Annotated in this window: 15 protein-coding genes; 12 read left to right on the top strand and 3 right to left on the bottom strand. The window is 67.4% G+C overall.

From position 1 onward, the window contains the following. The first annotated feature begins 138 nt into the window (after positions 1–138). Together WNM05_RS06850 and WNM05_RS06845 are read left to right on the top strand one after the other, a co-directional pair. A complete protein-coding gene (locus tag WNM05_RS06850) occupies positions 139–4,707 on the top strand; it encodes a response regulator (RefSeq protein WP_434633630.1) in 4,569 nt (1,522 codons plus the stop codon). Further along, positions 4,704–5,633: a diguanylate cyclase gene (locus WNM05_RS06845; protein ID WP_434633628.1), complete on the top strand. Its 930-nt coding sequence runs from the start codon at positions 4,704–4,706 to the stop codon at positions 5,631–5,633. The genes WNM05_RS06850 and WNM05_RS06845 overlap by 4 nt, the downstream gene beginning before the upstream one ends. Before the next feature lie 90 nt (positions 5,634–5,723). On the opposite strand, the gene WNM05_RS06840 is transcribed toward WNM05_RS06845, so the two are convergent. Beyond that, the gene (locus WNM05_RS06840) at positions 5,724–6,875 is read right to left on the bottom strand and encodes a PP2C family protein-serine/threonine phosphatase (RefSeq protein ID WP_434633625.1); all 1,152 of its coding nucleotides are present in this window, start codon (positions 6,873–6,875) and stop codon (positions 5,724–5,726) included. Positions 6,876–7,089: 214 nt separating this feature from the next. Continuing rightward, positions 7,090–8,181, bottom strand: coding sequence for a M35 family metallo-endopeptidase (locus WNM05_RS06835; protein ID WP_434633624.1), 1,092 nt, complete (start codon positions 8,179–8,181; stop codon positions 7,090–7,092). 270 nt (positions 8,182–8,451) lie between these two features. Between WNM05_RS06835 and queC the strand changes: the two genes are divergently transcribed. The 10 genes from queC (at position 8,452) to WNM05_RS06785 (ending at position 15,278) form a co-directional block, all read left to right on the top strand. After that, positions 8,452–9,156 (top strand): 7-cyano-7-deazaguanine synthase QueC, encoded by a 705-nt coding sequence (gene queC, locus WNM05_RS06830; RefSeq protein WP_434633622.1) that lies wholly within the window; start codon positions 8,452–8,454, stop codon positions 9,154–9,156. 1 nt (position 9,157) lies between these two features. Next, positions 9,158–10,177 (top strand): 6-pyruvoyl trahydropterin synthase family protein, encoded by a 1,020-nt coding sequence (locus WNM05_RS06825; protein WP_434633621.1) that lies wholly within the window; start codon positions 9,158–9,160, stop codon positions 10,175–10,177. A 17-nt stretch (positions 10,178–10,194) separates the two neighbouring features. After that, entirely contained in the window at positions 10,195–10,830 is a 636-nt protein-coding gene (queE, locus tag WNM05_RS06820) for a 7-carboxy-7-deazaguanine synthase (protein ID WP_434633619.1), read from the top strand. Positions 10,831–11,106: 276 nt separating this feature from the next. Next, positions 11,107–11,358 carry a BufA1 family periplasmic bufferin-type metallophore gene (locus WNM05_RS06815; protein WP_434633617.1) on the top strand — a complete coding sequence of 84 codons (252 nt, stop codon included), beginning with the start codon at positions 11,107–11,109 and terminating at the stop codon, positions 11,356–11,358. Between the two features lie 93 nt (positions 11,359–11,451). After that, on the top strand, positions 11,452–11,703 hold the full coding sequence (locus WNM05_RS06810; RefSeq protein ID WP_434633614.1) for a BufA1 family periplasmic bufferin-type metallophore: 252 nt from the start codon (positions 11,452–11,454) through the stop codon (positions 11,701–11,703). A gap of 57 nt (positions 11,704–11,760) precedes the next feature. After that, complete coding sequence (gene bufB / locus WNM05_RS06805) at positions 11,761–12,591, top strand: MNIO family bufferin maturase (RefSeq protein ID WP_434633612.1); 831 nt, start codon at positions 11,761–11,763, stop codon at positions 12,589–12,591. Then, a complete protein-coding gene (locus WNM05_RS06800) occupies positions 12,578–13,345 on the top strand; it encodes an HvfC/BufC family peptide modification chaperone (protein ID WP_434633610.1) in 768 nt (255 codons plus the stop codon). Before bufB ends, WNM05_RS06800 begins: the two co-directional genes overlap by 14 nt. After that, complete coding sequence (locus tag WNM05_RS06795; protein ID WP_434633609.1) at positions 13,342–13,821, top strand: DoxX family protein; 480 nt, start codon at positions 13,342–13,344, stop codon at positions 13,819–13,821. Before WNM05_RS06800 ends, WNM05_RS06795 begins: the two co-directional genes overlap by 4 nt. Before the next feature lie 197 nt (positions 13,822–14,018). Continuing rightward, the gene (serB, locus tag WNM05_RS06790) at positions 14,019–14,747 is read left to right on the top strand and encodes a phosphoserine phosphatase SerB (protein WP_434635129.1); all 729 of its coding nucleotides are present in this window, start codon (positions 14,019–14,021) and stop codon (positions 14,745–14,747) included. A 9-nt stretch (positions 14,748–14,756) separates the two neighbouring features. Then, entirely contained in the window at positions 14,757–15,278 is a 522-nt protein-coding gene (locus tag WNM05_RS06785) for a hypothetical protein (RefSeq protein WP_434633608.1), read from the top strand. 18 nt (positions 15,279–15,296) lie between these two features. On the opposite strand, the gene moaA is transcribed toward WNM05_RS06785, so the two are convergent. Beyond that, complete coding sequence (gene moaA, locus WNM05_RS06780; RefSeq protein ID WP_434633605.1) at positions 15,297–16,271, bottom strand: GTP 3',8-cyclase MoaA; 975 nt, start codon at positions 16,269–16,271, stop codon at positions 15,297–15,299. Positions 16,272–16,644 lie beyond the last annotated feature (373 nt).

Here is a 16,644-nt window from a genome sequence, read left to right as displayed (position 1 = left end):
GCGGGGCCTGTTCACATCGAGCGTCGAACCGCCGCCGCAACCCGACGCCGACGCGGATGCAATTTGAATGAGGCGCGCCGCTTCCTATAATTGGACCGACAGGCCACGCCTCCTCGAACCCGCTCCAGGAGCTGCATCTTGCCCCTCATCCGCCCCGCCGTCTGGCTCAGACATGAATGGCGCCTGCTAATCGGTTTCATCAGCACCGCGGTCGTCGTCACCGCGGTCGTGGTGTTTCAGACCGGCCTGCACCAGCGCCAGCAATTGCTCGATGCCTACCAGATCCGGCTGGGCTACATCGCCCAGACCCGCAACGTCATGTTGCGTCAGCAGTTCGACCAGTTGGAGCGCGACGTGCTGTTCCTCAGCTCCACGCCTCCGGTGCTGGCCCTGATGCGCGCCAGCGCGCACAACGGCGTCGATACGCAGGACAACTCCACCGCAGCCGCCTTGCACGGCCGCCTGACCGCGCTCTTCCGCGCCTTCCTGATCGCCAATCCGGAATTCGCGTCCATCCGCTTCATCGGCGTCGCCGACGGCGGCCGCGAGCTGGTGCGGATAGAACGCGACGGCCGGGGGCGGATTGCCGCCGTCCCCACCGACAATATCCCGCAACGCGGCGCGCGCGACTACGTGCAGCAGACCATCAGGCTCAAACCGGGCCAGGTCTACTTCTCCGACCTGGACAGCGGCGCCCGCCATCAGCAGCAGAGTGGCGGCCCGCCGCTGCCGACGCTGAGGGTCGCCACGCCTATCTACGACGCCGCCGGCAAGGTGTTCGGCGTCGTCATCATCAACTTCAACGCCAGCGCGCTGCTGGCTTCGCTGACGCAGAGCATCCCGGTCGAACTGCGCATCTATCTGACCAACCAGCGCGGCGACTATCTGCTGCAGCCGGACCCGAAACGCACCTTCGGCTTCGAACGCGGCCAAAACTGGCGCTGGCAGGACGATTTCCACCCGCTGCCGCCCGGCATCGGCCAGCCTGCCAGCCTGCCGACGTATTCGTCGCCGCACGGCATCGCCTACGCCCGCTCGTCCCGCGTGCCGTTCTCCAATGCCGCGCCCGGCCACTACTGCCAGGTCTTCGCCGTGCTGCCGGACGCCGCGGTGGACCGCATGGTCGCCGCCACCCGGTCGGCCACGCTGGCCACGATGGTGGCCATGTTCGCGCTGATCGGCGCCGTCTCCCTGCTCTACCTGAGAAAATACCGCCAGGCCGGCGCGCGCCAGGCCGAGCTGGCCGCCATCGTCGACAGCTCCAACGACGCCATCGTCGGCTGCACGCCCGACGGCGTCGTCACCAGTTGGAACAGCGGCGCCGACAAGATGTTCGGCTATCCGCCGGCAGAGGCGCTCGGCCGCCCGCTGACCGATCTGATCGCCGCCCCCGGCGGCGAGTCCGAAGACGCCGCGCTGCTGAAGCAGGCGGTGGAAGGCGGCGTCCAGAACTGCCTGAACACCGTCTATCGCACGCGAGACGGCCGGCTGCTGGACGCCTCCATCACGCTGTCGCCGATACGACGCGCCCGGGGCGAAGTCGGCGGCGTCGCGCTGACGATACGCGACATCACCGAACAGAAGGCGATAGATAAGCGCATACGCGAACTGAACGCCTCGCTGGAACAGCAGGTGGAGGAGCGCACCAGCCAGATCCGCATCTATTCGGCGCTGCAGAACGCCATTCTCACCAGCGCCGGCTACGCCATCATCGCCACCGACACCGTCGGCACCGTCACGCTGTTCAATCCGGCGGCGGAACGGATGCTGGGCTATCTCGCCGACGACATGATAGGCAAGGCGTCCATGACCGCCTTTCACCTGCCGGCCGAACTGGAAGCCGCGGCGGCCAGGCAAGCCGAGGAACTCGGCGAGGACGTGGAAGCCGGCTTCGACGCCATCGTCGCCCGGCTTCGACGCCAGAACACCGACGAGCGGCAATGGACCTATGTCCGCCGCGGCGGCCGCGAGCTGCCGGTGCAGCTGACCATGTCGCGGCTGGAGAACGAGGACGGCGACATCACCGGCTATCTGGGCATCGCCTCCGACATCACCCAGCGCGAGGAGGACAGGCGCAATCTGGAATCGGCCCGCGACCAGCTGGTCAAGGCCGCCGAGGTCGCCGAACTGGGCATCTGGAGCTGGGAGATAGGCAGCGACGCGCTGGAATGGAACGAACGCATGTTCGATATCTACGACATCCCGCGCTCCTTCCAGCACTTCGGGCTCTACTACAACCACTGGCGCTCCCGCACCCATCCGGACGATGTCGCCGCGGTCGAGCACCAATTGCAGGGCGCGCTGGAAGGCGGCGGCGCCTTCAACCCCACCTTCCGCATCGTGCGGCAGGACGGCGAGATCCGCTATGTGCAGGCGGCGGCGCTGATCGAATACGGTCCGGGCGGCAAGCCCAGCCGCGTGCTGGGCATCAACCGCGACGTGACGCTGCAGCGCGAGCAGGAGAACTGGCTGCTGGAAGCCAAGACCGCGGCCGACAGCGCCAGCCGCGCCAAATCGGAATTCCTGGCCAATATGAGCCACGAAATCCGCACGCCGATGAACGCGGTGCTGGGCATGCTGCAGTTGCTGCAGCAGACCGGTCTGGACATCCGCCAGGCCGACTACACCGAAAAGGCCACGTCGGCGGCGCGCACGCTGCTGGGCATACTGAACGACATCCTCGACTTCTCGCGGGTGGAGGCCGGCAAGCTGACGCTGGACCCGCACCCGTTCAGCCTCGACAAGCTGCTGCGCGATATCGGCGTCATCCTGTCGGCCAATGTCGGCAACAAGGACGTCGAGGTGCTGTTCGATATCGATCCCGCCCTGCCCGAATGGATAGTCTCCGACGCGCTTCGTCTGCAACAGGTGCTGATCAATCTGTCCGGCAACGCCATCAAGTTCACCGAACAGGGCGAGGTGGTGCTGTCGGCCCGGCTGCGACAGCGGGAGGAAGAGCGGATCCGCATCGCCTTCGCGGTGCGCGACACCGGCATCGGCATCTCGCCCGAGCAATGCCAGCGCATCTTCGAAGGCTTTTCGCAGGCGGAAACCTCGACCGCCCGCCGCTACGGCGGCTCCGGACTCGGCCTCGCCATCAGCCAGCGCCTGGTGGCGTTGATGGGCGGCCAGCTGGGTGTCGAAAGTGTGCCGGGCCAGGGCAGCGTGTTCAGCTTCGAAATCGCCTGCGAGGCGGCCGAACCGCCGCAGACGGCCACCCCGGCCGGCGTGGTCTCGCTGCAGAACCTGCGCTGCCTGGTCATAGAAGACAACGACAGCGCCCGTCAGGCGCAAAGCGCCATCCTCCGCTCCTTCGGCTGGCAGGTCGACGTCGCCGGCAGCGGCGAGGAGGCGCTGGCGCTGGTGGAGGCCCGACAGGACGAGGTGGACTACGATATCGTGCTGGTGGACTGGCGCATGCCCGGCATGGACGGCTGGGAAACCTGCAGCCGGCTGCGCGGGATGCAGGCCGGCCGCCACACCCCGGTGATCGTGATGGTCACCGCCTACGGCCGCGAGCTGTTCGCCCAGCGCCAGAAACAGCAGCCGGGCATCTTCGACAGCTTCCTGATCAAACCGGTGACCGCGTCGATGCTGTTCGACGCCGTGGCCGACGCCCATGCCAGCCACAGCCAGCCGGCCCCGCTGCCGGCGCGCGCGCCGCACATCGAGCCGCGCTTGGCCGGACTGCGGCTGCTGCTGGTAGAGGACAATCCGACAAACCAGCAGGTCGCGCGCGAGCTGCTGGGCAACGAGGGCGCGGCCATCGACGTCGCCGATTGCGGCCAGGACGCACTGGTGGCGGTTCAGAAAGCCTCGCCGCTGTACGATCTGGTGCTGATGGACATCCAGATGCCGGACATGGACGGCTATACCGTCACCCGGCTGATCCGCGCCAGCTTTTCCGCCGAGCAGTTGCCCATCATCGCGATGACCGCCAACGTGATGCCGTCCGACAGGGAGGCCGCGCTGGAGGCCGGCATGAACGACCACGTCGGCAAGCCGTTCGACCTGGCGCAGCTGGTCGACGTGATCCGCCGCCATACCCGCCGCGCCGACGCGCCGACGCCGGCGGAACCGGTCCCATCGACGGTCCCGGCGCCGGCGGCTGCCGACGCCGGCCTGCTGAACAGCCGGGCCGCGCTCCCCCGCTTCGGCGGCAATCAGGAAATCTACCGCCGCACGCTGCTCAGCTTCGCCGACGAAGTACAGGGCCTGCTCGCGACGCTGCAGTCGGCCGTCGAGCGGCGGCAGCGCGAGCCCGCGGTGCAGACCCTGCACACGCTGAAGGGATTGGCCGCCACCGTCGGCGCGGAAGCGCTGTCGGCCGATGCCGCCGCCGCCGAGCAGGCGCTGCGCGACCCGTCCCGGCCCTGGCCCGACGATTTCGCCGCGCTGCGGCAGGCGGCGCCGCTGGCCGCGGCCGCCGCGCGGGAACTGGCCGGACAATTGCAGGCGCCGGCACTGCCGACTCCGGCGCCGCCGGCGAGCGAGGAGCTGCGCCGCGAACTGTCGGCGCTGCAGCGCTTGCTGAACGATGCCAACCTCGAAGCGCTGCAGGCCTTCAGACTGCTGCAGCAGCGTTACCGGGACAGCATGCCGCAGCCATTCGGCGCCCTCGCCGACGCCATCATGCAAATGGATTTCGCCGCCGCCTCCCGCCTGTGCGACGACATCCTCGGACAGCAGAAAGTCGACCAGCCATGAACCGCACTCCCGCCTTCCCCCGACAGGCCGACCGCCGCGGTCGCATCCTGGTGGTGGACGACCAGCCCACCAACATCATGGTGGCCAATCAGATATTGAGCCCGGAACACGATATCTTCATGGCCACCAACGGCGAGCAGGCCATCGCCTTCTGCCGCGCCACGCCGCCCGACCTGGTGCTGCTGGACGTCGAAATGCCGGACATGAACGGCATGGACGTATGCCGCCATCTGAAAGACGCGCCGGACACCGGCGGCATCCCCGTCATTTTCGTCACCGGCCATCAGGGGCAGGAGCAGGAAATCGCCTGCTGGGAAGCCGGCGCGGTGGATTTCGTCACCAAGCCGGTGATTCCCGCCACGCTGCGCAACCGGGTCAACGCCCACCTGACCCTGAAATTCCAGGCCGACCAGCTGCGCTCGCTGGCCTTCACCGACGGTTTGACCGGCATCGCCAACCGCAGGCTGTTCGACGAAAGGCTGGACCAGGCCTGGCGGCATTGCCAGCGCAGCGGCGCGACGGTCGCGCTGATCCTGTCCGACGTCGACCACTTCAAGAAGTACAACGACTGCTATGGCCGCAGCGCCGGCGATGAGTGCCTGCGGCAAGTCGCGGCCGCGCTGCAGGTCCAGGCCCAGCGGCCATACGATCTGGCGGCCCGCTTCGGCGGCGAGGAGTTCGCCTGCCTGTTGCCGGAAACCAGCCTGGCCGGCGCGGTGTCGGTGGCGATACGGATGGAGGCGGCGGTGCGCGAGCTGCGGATCGAACATGCCGCATCCGACGTCTCGCCCTGCGTCACGCTCAGCCTGGGCGTCGCCGCGATCGAGCCGGAAGCCGACGCAGACTTCCGGCAGTTGATAGAGCGGGCCGACGCCCAGCTCTATCTGGCGAAAGGGACCGGCCGCGGCCGGGTCTGCGCCGTCTAAGAGCCTGTTCAAGGTCTTTTTGCGGCATCGGCCTTTTCTGCCGGACGGCCGGTGCGGAAAGCGGCCCCGAAGGGCTGCCCGGCCGGCAGGCTAAGCGCCGGGATGGCTGACCACCAGCAGCGAGACGTCATCGCTTGCGGCGCCGCCCAGCATATGGGCCTTGACCGCCTCCAGCACCGCGTCGCCGATGCGGCTCGGCCAGCCGGCGCGCACCGCGGCCTCGACGCCCGGCAGGCCGAACATCGCCCCGCCGCCGTCCTTGGCCTCGGTAATGCCGTCCGAACTGACCACCAGCGCCTGTCCGGGTCGCCAGGGCAACACCTGCACCGAGTCGTCGAAGGCGTCCTGCGGCAGAATGCCGAGTGGCGGATGGTGTGACGGACAGCGCGCGATCAGATCGCCGCGCTCGTCGAACAGCAGCACGCAAGGCACGCCGCCGTTCCAGATGCGGATCTCGTCGCCGGCCGGTCCGATCTCGATCAGCGACGCCGCGACGAAACGGCCGCCCGGCAGCAGCCGGTGCAGCTTCTGATTGACGCCGCGGGCGATCTCGGTCATCGCGCATCCGGCGTGGGTCATTTCGTAGAAACAGTCTATCGCCGGCAGCGCGCTGATCGCGGCGGTCAGGCCGTGGCCGGTGCAATCGGCCAGCATGATGTGCTCGCCGCCGGACGGCGGCTGGCTGACGATGATCAGGTCGCCGTTGAAATTGGCGGCCGGATTCAGATACTGCCAGATATGCTCGGGCATCGAGGTGCGCTGATGGATCAGCCGTTCCATCAGCTCCAGCGCCAGTTGCTGCTCCATCTCGTTTTCCCGGTAATACTTTTCGAGGCGGATCGCATCCTGGTTGATCTGGTTCTGCATCTCGGCGATGCGCAGGAACACGTGGATCTTGGCGGACAGCAGATCGAAGCTGACGGGCTTGGCCAGATAGTCGTCGCCGCCGGCCTTCAGCCCCTCGACCACGCTTTCCAGTTCGTTCAGGCTGGTCAGGAAGATGATGGGCACCCAGTGTTCGCCGAACATCCGCCGCAACTCGGCGGTCGCCTGCAGGCCGTCCATCTCCGGCATGATCACGTCCATCAGGATCAGGTCGGGCGTCGTGTCCCGACAATACTCGACCGCCTCCCGGCCGTTCTTGGCCGACACGCAGCGGTAGCCCAGCTCCATGACGAACTGCTCGATGAAGTAACGGTTGGTAGCGCTGTCTTCTACCAGCAAGATGGTCGTCGACGACATCACCCCCTCCAAGCGACGCAGCGGCGCATCGGCGGCGAGCCCCCGGCGGGGGCTGCGCGTCTTCGGCGCGGACGGACCGGATCGGCCGATGTTCGGCGCGCCCGGCACTCCCATAATAAGACACGTCGCGCCGGAATGCCGCGCGCAGCGCCGGGCCGGACGGAAACGGCGGCGCTCCCCGACCGGGAAGCGCCGCCTGGGCGGGTTCAAACGCTTACTGCTGCGCCGGCGTGTTCTCGGCGAAATACTCGTGGTTGTCGGCGTTGTTCAGCGCCTGGGTAGGATTGGTCTTTGCCAGATTCTTGGCGCCGGCCTGGCCGTAGACGTGATCGTCGGTGCCGGCCACCACGGTGAAGTGGGACAGCTCATGCACCAGCGTGCCGCCCTTGGAGTCGGTACCCTTGGTCGGCGCCGTCCAGAACGCTCCGCACAGATAGACGGTATACGGCTGCGACGGATAGACGTAGGCGTAGGTGCCGCCGTCGGTGCAGCTGCAATCCAGCTTGATCGGCTTGGTATCGAGCGCGTCCTTGATCTTGACGTAATGGGCCTTGGCGGTGTTCCAGTTGGCCTGGCTGTACTTGCCGAACCAGGTCACATAGCGCGGCGTGGCCGACGGCGTGCCGTTCAGATAGGCATTGGCGTCATCGGCCATCGCGCCGGCGGCGGTCACGCCGTCCCGGGACTGGTTCTGCTGGGTGACCGAGCAATTGCCGGCATAGCTCACGCCGCTGACCGCGCTGCGGGCCAGCGCCTGCCACTCCAGCTTCGCCGCCTGCGAGCGTTGCAGCAAGGGGCTGACCTTGCCGGCGCTGTAGGCGCCGACCGCATTGGAGACGATGGCCTCGTCCTGTTGCGGCTGGACGGCCAGCTTGGCGTTGACGCCGGCCGGCAGGCTGCGGTTCAGCAGCTTGTTGCTGCTGCTCTCGAAGCGCACGTTCAACTGGCCGCCCTTGGACAGGTCATAGTAGTCGGACACCCGCACCTTGGCGTTCAGCGAAGCGCCCGGCGCCAGCGTCACGGTGTCCCGCAGCGACGGCACCACGCGCTTGTAACGCGGTCCCAGGTATTCCGCCGCCTTGCCGTTGACGCTGACGTCCAGGAATTGCTCCTGCAGCTGCTGCGTCGGCACGAACCAGCGGTAGACGTGCAGCGTCTCCTTGCCGGTGTTGCGATAGGTCACCGTCACATCGACGTCCTGAGCGGCGCTGACCACCGGCTGGCCCAGGGTGACCTGCAGGTCGGCGGCGAATGCGGATGAGGCGAGCAGCAAGGCCGCTGCCGCGACGGGTAATCTCTTGTCCATTTTGTTTTCCCTTTGTCGTCAGGATGTTTTGTACATCACGAAAAGTTATAAAGTGCACATTCATCATGCACAGATCATTAATTGCATGAACATGTCATGACCGCAATCAAAAAAAATCTACCCGTTGCGTGTATTACACATGTCATATTTTGACCACAGTCCCATCCCTTCCCCCGCCGGGTCTATAGTGGGTTAAAATCAATAGTTTGCGCGGCGGGTGAGACCGATCCCGACGCGCCGTCACAAACCCTCGACTGTTCTCGACGGAATATGAATCAAGCATCTGATGAAAAAGCCCTGGTGGTGCTCTCGGGCGGCCAAGACTCGACCACCTGCCTCTACTGGGCGCTGCAACGCTTCGGCGCCGCCAATGTCGAGGCGGTGACCTTCGACTACGGCCAGCGCCACCGCGTCGAACTGGACGCCGCGCGCAAGATCGCCGCGCTCGCCGGCGTGCGCCAGACCGTGCTGCCCATCGACACCTTCGCCGCCATCGGCGGCAACGCGCTGACCGATGCCGCCATCGCGCCGGAAACCGGCGCCCGCGACGACGACGCGCTGCCCAACACCTTCGTGCCGGGCCGCAACCTGATCTTCCTGACCTTCGCCGCCGCCTTCGCCTACACCCGCGGCGCGCGCCACCTGGTGACCGGCGTCGCCCAGACCGACTACTCCGGCTACCCCGACTGCCGCGAGAACACCTTGAAGGCGCTGGAGGTGGCCCTGCGTCTGGGCATGGACAGCCGGGTAGAGCTGCATGCCCCGCTGATGTATTTGTCCAAGGCCGAGACTGTCACGCTGGCGCAACAGGTGGGCGCGATGGAAGCCCTGTCCTGGAGCCACACCTGTTACAACGGCGAGGTGCCGCCTTGCGGCCGTTGCGCCTCCTGCGAATTGCGCGCCCAGGGCTTCGCCGCCGCCGGCGTCGCCGACCCGCTGGTGGAACGCTGCCGGACGACTGCGCGGGGAAACTGATATGCACGCCTGTTACCTGATCGCCGGCGCCGGCTTCGAAGCGGCGCGGCGGCTGCCGGCCGTCCCCGGCAAGGCCGCGCGTCCGCATGGCCACAGTTTCCGCGTCACCGTCCGCAGCGAGGCCCAAGGCCTTGACCAGCCTGCGCTGCAGGCCGCCGTACAGGCCGCCGCGGCGCCGCTGGACTACGCCGACCTGAACGCCGTCCTGCCCGCCTGCGACGACCTGGCGCTGGCGCGCCACATCGCCGGCGCGCTGCCCGGCCCCGCGGCCGTCATGCTGCAGGGCGCGCCCGACCGAGGCGTGATGCTGGACGGCCCCCGCGCGCTCAACTGGCTGAACGCCTCGTTCGAGGCCGCCCACCATCTGCCGCACGTGCCGCCCGGCCACAAATGCGGGCGGCTGCACGGCCACGGCTTCGGCGTGCGCATCGTCGCCGACGCCGCCCTGACCGGCCAGGACGAGCTTGAGCGCGCCTGGGCGCCGCTGCATCGGCAGCTCAACCACCGCTACCTGAACGACATCGCCGGCTTGGACAACCCCACCAGCGAGGTGCTGGCGCAATGGCTGCACCGGCAGTTGCGGGACGCCGTGCCCGGTCTGGCCTGGGTGGAGGTCCGCGAGACGCACAGCGCCGGCAGCCAGTTCGACGGCCAGCGCTTCCGCATCTGGAAGGAACAGCGTTTCGAAAGCGCGATGCCTTTCGGCGCCGACGGCGCCTACACCGGCCACAGCTACCTGGTCCGGCTGATGCTGTCCGGCGACATAGACCGCACGATGGGCTGGCTGCTTGACTTCGGCGACGTCAAGGACCGCTTCAAGCCCATCTACCGCCAGCTGGACCACAATCCGCTGGACCGGCTGCCCGGCCTGCGCCGCGGCGACAACGCCGCAGTGGCGGAGTGGGTGCACGCCCAGCTGTCGCCGCTGGTGCCGGAACTGGCCCGCATCGATCTGATGGAGCGCGAACAGGCCGGCGTGTCGCTGCATTTCCGCCAGGACATGCGCTGGCCGCTGCTGTGAGATCGCGAGAAAACGCCATGACAACCTATACCGTCAAGGAAATCTTCTACACGCTGCAAGGCGAGGGCCGCCAGGCCGGCCGCGCGGCGGTGTTCTGCCGCTTCGCCGGCTGCAATCTGTGGTCCGGCCGGGAAGAGGACCGCGCCAAGGCCGTCTGCCAGTTCTGCGACACCGACTTCGTCGGCGTCGGGCCCGACGGCGGCAAGTTCGTCGGCGCCGCCGCCCTGGCGGCCCGCATCGCCGCCGAATGGCCGAAAGACGCCGGCGGCGCGCCGTACGTGGTCTGCACCGGCGGCGAACCATTGCTGCAACTGGACGCGGCACTGGTGGACGCGCTGCACGCGGAGGGCTTCGAAATCGCCGTCGAAACCAACGGCACCGTCGCCGCGCCGGCCGGGCTGGACTGGATCTGCGTCAGCCCGAAGGCGGGCGCCGAACTGAAGCAACGCAGCGGCGACGAGCTGAAACTCGTCTATCCGCAAGCGACGCAGTTGCCGGAAAGCGTCGCAGACCTGGACTTCGCCACCTTCTACCTGCAGCCTATGGACGGCCCCGATCTCGCCGCCAACACCCGCGCCGCCATCGCCTACTGCATGGCGCATCCGCAATGGCGCCTGTCGGTGCAGACCCACAAGGTCGCCGGCATCCGCTGACTGACTCCGGGCCGCCGCCGGCGGCCTCTTCCCCTCCTCTTGGCCACCACGCCGGGCCGGACCGGCAAAGCCGCGCTATAACGACGGGAGCGTCGGCGCCGGCGAGCCGTGGCGATCGCCGGACGCGGCCATCCTGTCGCGCGGAAAAATTTTTCGCCTCCGCGTAAGAAACGGAAAAGCGTCGCGACTCAATGGTTGTCGGGCGATGCTTGGCCGTTACAGGACCTCAGCCCCCGCCACACTCGCCAATTTCGGCGAACCATCCAGGAGAGAACCATGAACAGCAATAAAGCTCTGCTCGCTTCCGCGCTCGGCGCCATTCTCGCCATCGGCACGCTGGCCAGCGCCCCCGCCTCCGCCGCCGACAAGGACCAGTGCTTCGGCATCGCCAAAGTCGGCCAGAACGATTGTAAGACCGCCAGCCACGGCTGCGCCGGACAGGCCAAGACCGACAACGACCCGGCCGACTTCAAGCTGGTGCCGGCCGGCACTTGCCAGCAAATGGGCGGTCAAACCAAACCGATGTGATTTTCCCCGCTGGCAAGGCCGGCGGCTTTCAGTACCATACGCCCGGACACGGCGGCCTCCGCCGCCGGGCGCACCCCACCAGGAGTCTCAGACATGAAACAGAATCAAACCCTGATCGCATCCGCCCTCGGCGCCGTCATCGCCATCGGCGCCCTCGCCTCCGCGCCGGCCGTCGCCGCCGACAAGGAAAAGTGCTACGGCATCGCCCAGGCCGGCAAGAACGACTGCGCGTCCGGCACCCACTCCTGCGCCGGCCAGGCCAAGGTGGACAAGGATCCGGCCGACTGGAAATACGTGGCCAAGGGTAGCTGCGAGAAGATGGGCGGCAAGCCCGCCGCGAAATAAGCGTCAATCCCGCGACGGCCCGTCCCCCGCGGGCCGCCGTCCACCCGGAACACCAGCATGACCCTGACCACGCTTCCCGCGGCCTGCGGCATAGGCCTGCGCGCTCCGCACTATCGCGAAGTCCTGGATACCCTGCCGCCGCTTGGCTGGGTGGAGGTGCACAGCGAAAACTTCTTCGACGGCGGCACGCCGCTGGCGATGCTGCGCCGCATCGCCTCGCACTGGCCGCTGTCGCTGCACGGCGTCGGCCTGGGCCTCGGCTCGGCCGCCAGGCCGGATCGCGGCCATCTGGCCTCGCTGAGGCGGCTGATAGACGAAGTGAATCCGGCCTCGGTGTCCGAACACCTGTCGTTCAACCATTCGCCGCACCGCTACGTCAACGACCTGCTGCCGATACCGTACACCCGCGCCGCGCTGGACGTCGTCGCCGGCCATGTGGCGGAGACCCAGGACGCGCTGGGCCGGACCCTATTGCTGGAGAACCTGTCCAGCTATGTGGAGTTTCCGGGCAATGAAATGAACGAGGGGGAATTCCTGGCCGAGCTGGTCCGCCACACCGGCTGCGGCATTCTGCTGGACGTCAACAATCTCTACGTCAATCGCGTCAACCTCGGCACCGATACCGACGCCGTGTTGTCGGCGCTGCCGGCCGGCGCCATCGGCGAAATCCACCTGGCCGGCTACAGCGAGCGCGAAGGCATGCTGGTGGACACCCACAGCCAGCCGGTGCATGACGGCGTATGGCGGTTCTACCGCGAGGTCGTGGAGCGGATAGGGCCGCGTCCGACGCTGATCGAATGGGATCTGGACATCCCGCCGCTGGCCGAGCTGCGCGCCGAGGCCGCCAAGGCCCAGGCGATACTGGAGAGCCGCGATGAACTGGCATGACTGGCAGCACGCGCTGCTGGAGGCCATCGCCGACCCGGCGCAGGCCCCCGCCGCCGCCGCGCTGGGACTGGACCCGGCCGGACTCTCGGTCTACCGCAACAACTACCGCATCGGCCTGATCGATACGCTGGCGCACAGCCACCCGGTCTGCCGCGAACTGGTCGGCGAGGACTTCTTCACCGCGCTGGCGCGCGAGTACGTCAAGCGCCACGCCTCGGACAGCGGCAATCTGCACCGCTACGGCGCCGATTTCGCCGACTTCGTCGCCGGCTTCGAGCATTGTCGCGAACTGCCCTATCTGGCCGACGTCGCCCGCCTGGAATGGGCGGTCCACCGCAGTTACTACGCCGCCGACGCCGAATCGCTGGACACCTCGGCGCTGGCCGCCTTCGCGCCCGGGCAATGGGAGGCCCTGCGCTTTCAGCCCCGGCCCGACGTCGCGCTATGCCGCGCCGACAGCCCGGCGCTCAGCATCTGGCGCGCCCACCGCGAGCGCGGGCCGCTGGACGGACTGCTGGCGCTGCCGGCGGAAAACGCGCTGGTCTACCGCGAGCGCGGAGAGGTGAAGACGCTGGCGCTGGACGACGCCCGCCACGATTTCTACGCCGCGCTGTTCGGCGGCGCCGCGCTGGCCGACGCCATGGAAGCGGCCCAGACGCGCGACGCCGGCTTCGATCTGCAATCCGCGCTGCTCGGCCTGTTCCAGCCGCCGCTGCTGGCCTCCCTGCACATCCGACAAGGTGAAACCGAATGAATACGCTAGCCAAACCGGCGGTCTCCGCCTACCAACTGCTGATCCGCTGCGCCGACCTGCTGCAGCCGCTGATCCTGCTGCTGCTCCGCCTGTGGCTGCTCGACGTCTTCTTCCGCTCCGGCCTGACCAAGATAGACGACTGGGACATCACGCTGGCGCTGTTCACCGACGAATACCACGTGCCGCTGCTGCCGCCGGCCGTCGCCGCGGTAATGGCCACCTGCGGCGAGCTGGGCCTATCCTCGCTGCTGGCGCTTGGCCTGGGCGGACGCTTCGCCGCCGCCGGCCTGTTCATCCTCAACGCGGTGGCGGTGATCAGCTACCCCGGCCTGACCGAGACCACCCGCCAGTTCCACTATTTCTGGGGCGCCCAGCTGCTGGTACTGCTGGCCTTCGGTCCGGGCCGCCTGTCGATGGACGCGCTGCTCAAGCGCTGGTTCGCCGGCCGCTGCGCGGCCTGCGCCAAGGCGGACTGAGCGCGATCCGGCCCGGGCGCGGCAGCAGGCTCAAGACGTGGCATAATGAAAGCAACCGTCTTGACGCCTATCGCACCATGAGCACACAGAAAACCCTGGTCGTACTCGCCCAGCAGCCGGATCCGCTGCATATCGACGACATCGCCGACCTGGCGCGGACGCCGCACCTCGACCATCCGCGCATCGACGTGGTGCGGATGCGCGGCGCCGATCCGGCCCGGCGCGCCGACGTTCTCGAACGCTGCCGTCGTCACGGCTACGACGCCGCCTACATCGACGACGACCGCCGCTTCGCCGATTTCCGCCTGCTGGTTTCCGACATGGATTCGACGCTGATCAACATCGAATGCATAGACGAGATCGCCGACATCAAGGGAATCAAGCCCCAGGTCGCCGAAATCACCGAGCGCGCGATGCGCGGCGAGCTGGACTTCTCCGCCGCCCTGCGCGAGCGGGTGGCGCTGCTGGCCGGACTGCCGGAAGAGGCCTTGCGCCAGGTGTACGAACAAAGGCTGCGCCTGAATCCCGGCGCGTCGGAGTTGCTGGCCGCCTGCAAGCGGCACGGCGTCAGGACGCTGCTGGTCTCCGGCGGCTTCACCTATTTCACCGACCGGCTGAAGGCCGATTACGGGCTGGACCAGGCCTACGCCAACCAACTGGAAATCGTCGATGGCCGACTCACCGGCCGGCTGGTCGGCGACATCGTCGACGCCGAGGCCAAGAGAAGGCTGCTGATCGCCACCCGCGACGCGCTGGGACTGGCGCCCGGCCAGGTGCTGGCGGTCGGCGACGGCGCCAACGACCTGCCTATGCTGCGCGAGGCCGGCGTCGGCATCGCCTATCATGCCAAACCACGCGTCAGCGCCGAAGCCGACATCGCCATCGAACACGGCGGCCTCGACGCCATTCTGCGGCTGTATCACTGAGCGACGACCATGCCGGACAAACAAGCCCCCGATCTGCCGCTGCTGGATACCGTCAGCTTCGACGCCGAACTCCCCTTCCTCGCCCAGCCGCTGGACGGCGACTACCCGCCCCGGCTGCAGCGCGAAACCCGGCTGGCGATGCGCGTGCTGGCGGCTCCGGGCGAAACGCCGGACGACACCAATCCGGTGTTGATGCGGCTGGAAGCCAAGCTGGATCTGGCACTGGAGGTGTCGCTGCTGGGGCGCCATCCGGACCGGCCGGCCTGCGCGCCGTGCCGCCTGGGCTTGCACGCGGCGGCCTGGCAGGACAATCAGGCCTGGCGGCCGGGGCAGTCCCTGCTGCTTTCGCTGTACCCGAATCCGGACTCGGCGCTCAGCCTGTTCCTGTACGGCAAGGTGACGCTGTGTCAGCCGCTGGGGCAGCGATTCCTGGCGGTGGCCGACATCAGCGCCTCCTTCGACCAGGACACGCTGCTGATGTGGGAGAAATGGGTGTTCCGACGCCACCGCCGCGCGATACTGGAGCGCTAGGCTCCCGTCCCGCGGCGCTCAGCCGCCGGTCATCGACATGAAGCGCACCAGCTTCTTCGGCTGCTCGCGGAACTCGTGGCGTTCCGGCTTCAACTCTATCGCCTCGCGGATGGCCGCCTCCAGGCCGGCGTCGTCGATGCCGGCGCGCAGCAGCGGACGCAACTCCATCTTCTCCTCCTGCCCCAGGCACAGGTACAGCGTGCCGTCCACCGACAGCCGTACCCGGTTGCAAGTGGCGCAGAAATGCTGCGAGATCGGCGTGATCACGCCCAGCGAAAAAACCCCGTCGCGGCTGCTCCAGTAACGGGCCGGACCGCCGCCCAGCTCCCTGGCCTGCTCGACCAGGTCGAAGCGTCGCGACAGGCGCTCCAGCACCGGCTGCAGATCCAGATAGTGCGCGGAGCGGCCGGTCTCGCCCATAGGCATCGCTTCTATCAGCCTCAGTATCAGCCCTTGTTCGACGCAGAAGGCCGCCATCGCCTCGATATCGGCGTCGTTGACGTCGCGCATCGCCACCATGTTTATCTTGATCGGCGAGAAGCCCGCCGCCTTCGCCGCCGCCAGCCCCTCCAGCACCTTGGGCAGGCTGTCGCTGCCTGTGATTTGCTCGACGCAGTCGCGCCTCAGCGAGTCCAGGCTCAGATTGATGCGGCTGACGCCGGCGGCGCGGAGCGCGGCGGCATGGCGCTGCAACTGGGTGCCGTTGGTGGTCAGCGACAAATCCTGCAGCCCCGGCAGCGCCGACAGCCTGGCCGCCAGCGCCGGCAGATCGCGGCGCAACAGCGGCTCGCCGCCGGTCAGCCGCACCCGGCGCGTGCCCAGCCGGGCGAACACCGCCACCACCCGCTCGATCTCGTCGAACGTCAGCCAGTTGTCCGGCTCCTCGAAATGCTTGAAGCCCTTGGGCAGGCAATAGTTGCAGCGCAAATCGCAGCGGTCGGTCACCGATAGCCGCAGATACTCGATCGCGCGGCCAAATCGATCAATCAGCATGTCTCCTCCAAGCTCGTTGCGCCGTATCGATTGGTCGCAGCGGAGCAGACAATCTGTCTCCATTTCGACAATCTGGCACCTCAATATCTGAACAGCCAACGAACGCTATATGAATTGTACTTCAGCCGGCCTCCCGGCACCGGGCAATCCGTTCGATAGTTGACAAAATCCAAATATTTCCGGGGAAAGCGCCCCGCATCGTCTCCGTCGGCCATTCTCCCCGCCCCCGGCACGACCCCTCGCCGTCCGCCATCGCCGCCATTACAGTCAAAGCGCTCTCTATTTATATTTCATATCAAGATGTTGGACAGGTTTCACCGGCAAGTCGGCTACATAGAACTTCACAAAAAAACCCGCTTTCGACAATTCGCCG

The organism is Chromobacterium sp. CV08, from assembly GCF_051129845.1.
Classification (GTDB): Bacteria; Pseudomonadota; Gammaproteobacteria; order Burkholderiales; family Chromobacteriaceae; genus Chromobacterium.
This window is presented reverse-complemented; position numbering and strand designations above follow the sequence as displayed.

Excerpts from the sequence above, each read along its gene's own strand:
- WNM05_RS06845 (WP_434633628.1), top strand. The coding sequence starts at position 4,704 with ATGAACCGCACTCCCGCCTTCCCCCGACAGGCCGACCGCCGCGGTCGC.
- WNM05_RS06840 (WP_434633625.1), bottom strand. The coding sequence starts at position 6,875 with ATGTCGTCGACGACCATCTTGCTGGTAGAAGACAGCGCTACCAACCGT.
- WNM05_RS06835 (WP_434633624.1), bottom strand. The coding sequence starts at position 8,181 with ATGGACAAGAGATTACCCGTCGCGGCAGCGGCCTTGCTGCTCGCCTCA.
- queC (WP_434633622.1), top strand. The coding sequence starts at position 8,452 with ATGAATCAAGCATCTGATGAAAAAGCCCTGGTGGTGCTCTCGGGCGGC.
- WNM05_RS06825 (WP_434633621.1), top strand. The coding sequence starts at position 9,158 with ATGCACGCCTGTTACCTGATCGCCGGCGCCGGCTTCGAAGCGGCGCGG.
- queE (WP_434633619.1), top strand. The coding sequence starts at position 10,195 with ATGACAACCTATACCGTCAAGGAAATCTTCTACACGCTGCAAGGCGAG.
- WNM05_RS06815 (WP_434633617.1), top strand. The coding sequence starts at position 11,107 with ATGAACAGCAATAAAGCTCTGCTCGCTTCCGCGCTCGGCGCCATTCTC.
- WNM05_RS06810 (WP_434633614.1), top strand. The coding sequence starts at position 11,452 with ATGAAACAGAATCAAACCCTGATCGCATCCGCCCTCGGCGCCGTCATC.
- bufB (WP_434633612.1), top strand. The coding sequence starts at position 11,761 with ATGACCCTGACCACGCTTCCCGCGGCCTGCGGCATAGGCCTGCGCGCT.
- WNM05_RS06800 (WP_434633610.1), top strand. The coding sequence starts at position 12,578 with ATGAACTGGCATGACTGGCAGCACGCGCTGCTGGAGGCCATCGCCGAC.
- WNM05_RS06795 (WP_434633609.1), top strand. The coding sequence starts at position 13,342 with ATGAATACGCTAGCCAAACCGGCGGTCTCCGCCTACCAACTGCTGATC.
- serB (WP_434635129.1), top strand. The coding sequence starts at position 14,019 with ATGCGCGGCGCCGATCCGGCCCGGCGCGCCGACGTTCTCGAACGCTGC.
- WNM05_RS06785 (WP_434633608.1), top strand. The coding sequence starts at position 14,757 with ATGCCGGACAAACAAGCCCCCGATCTGCCGCTGCTGGATACCGTCAGC.
- moaA (WP_434633605.1), bottom strand. The coding sequence starts at position 16,271 with ATGCTGATTGATCGATTTGGCCGCGCGATCGAGTATCTGCGGCTATCG.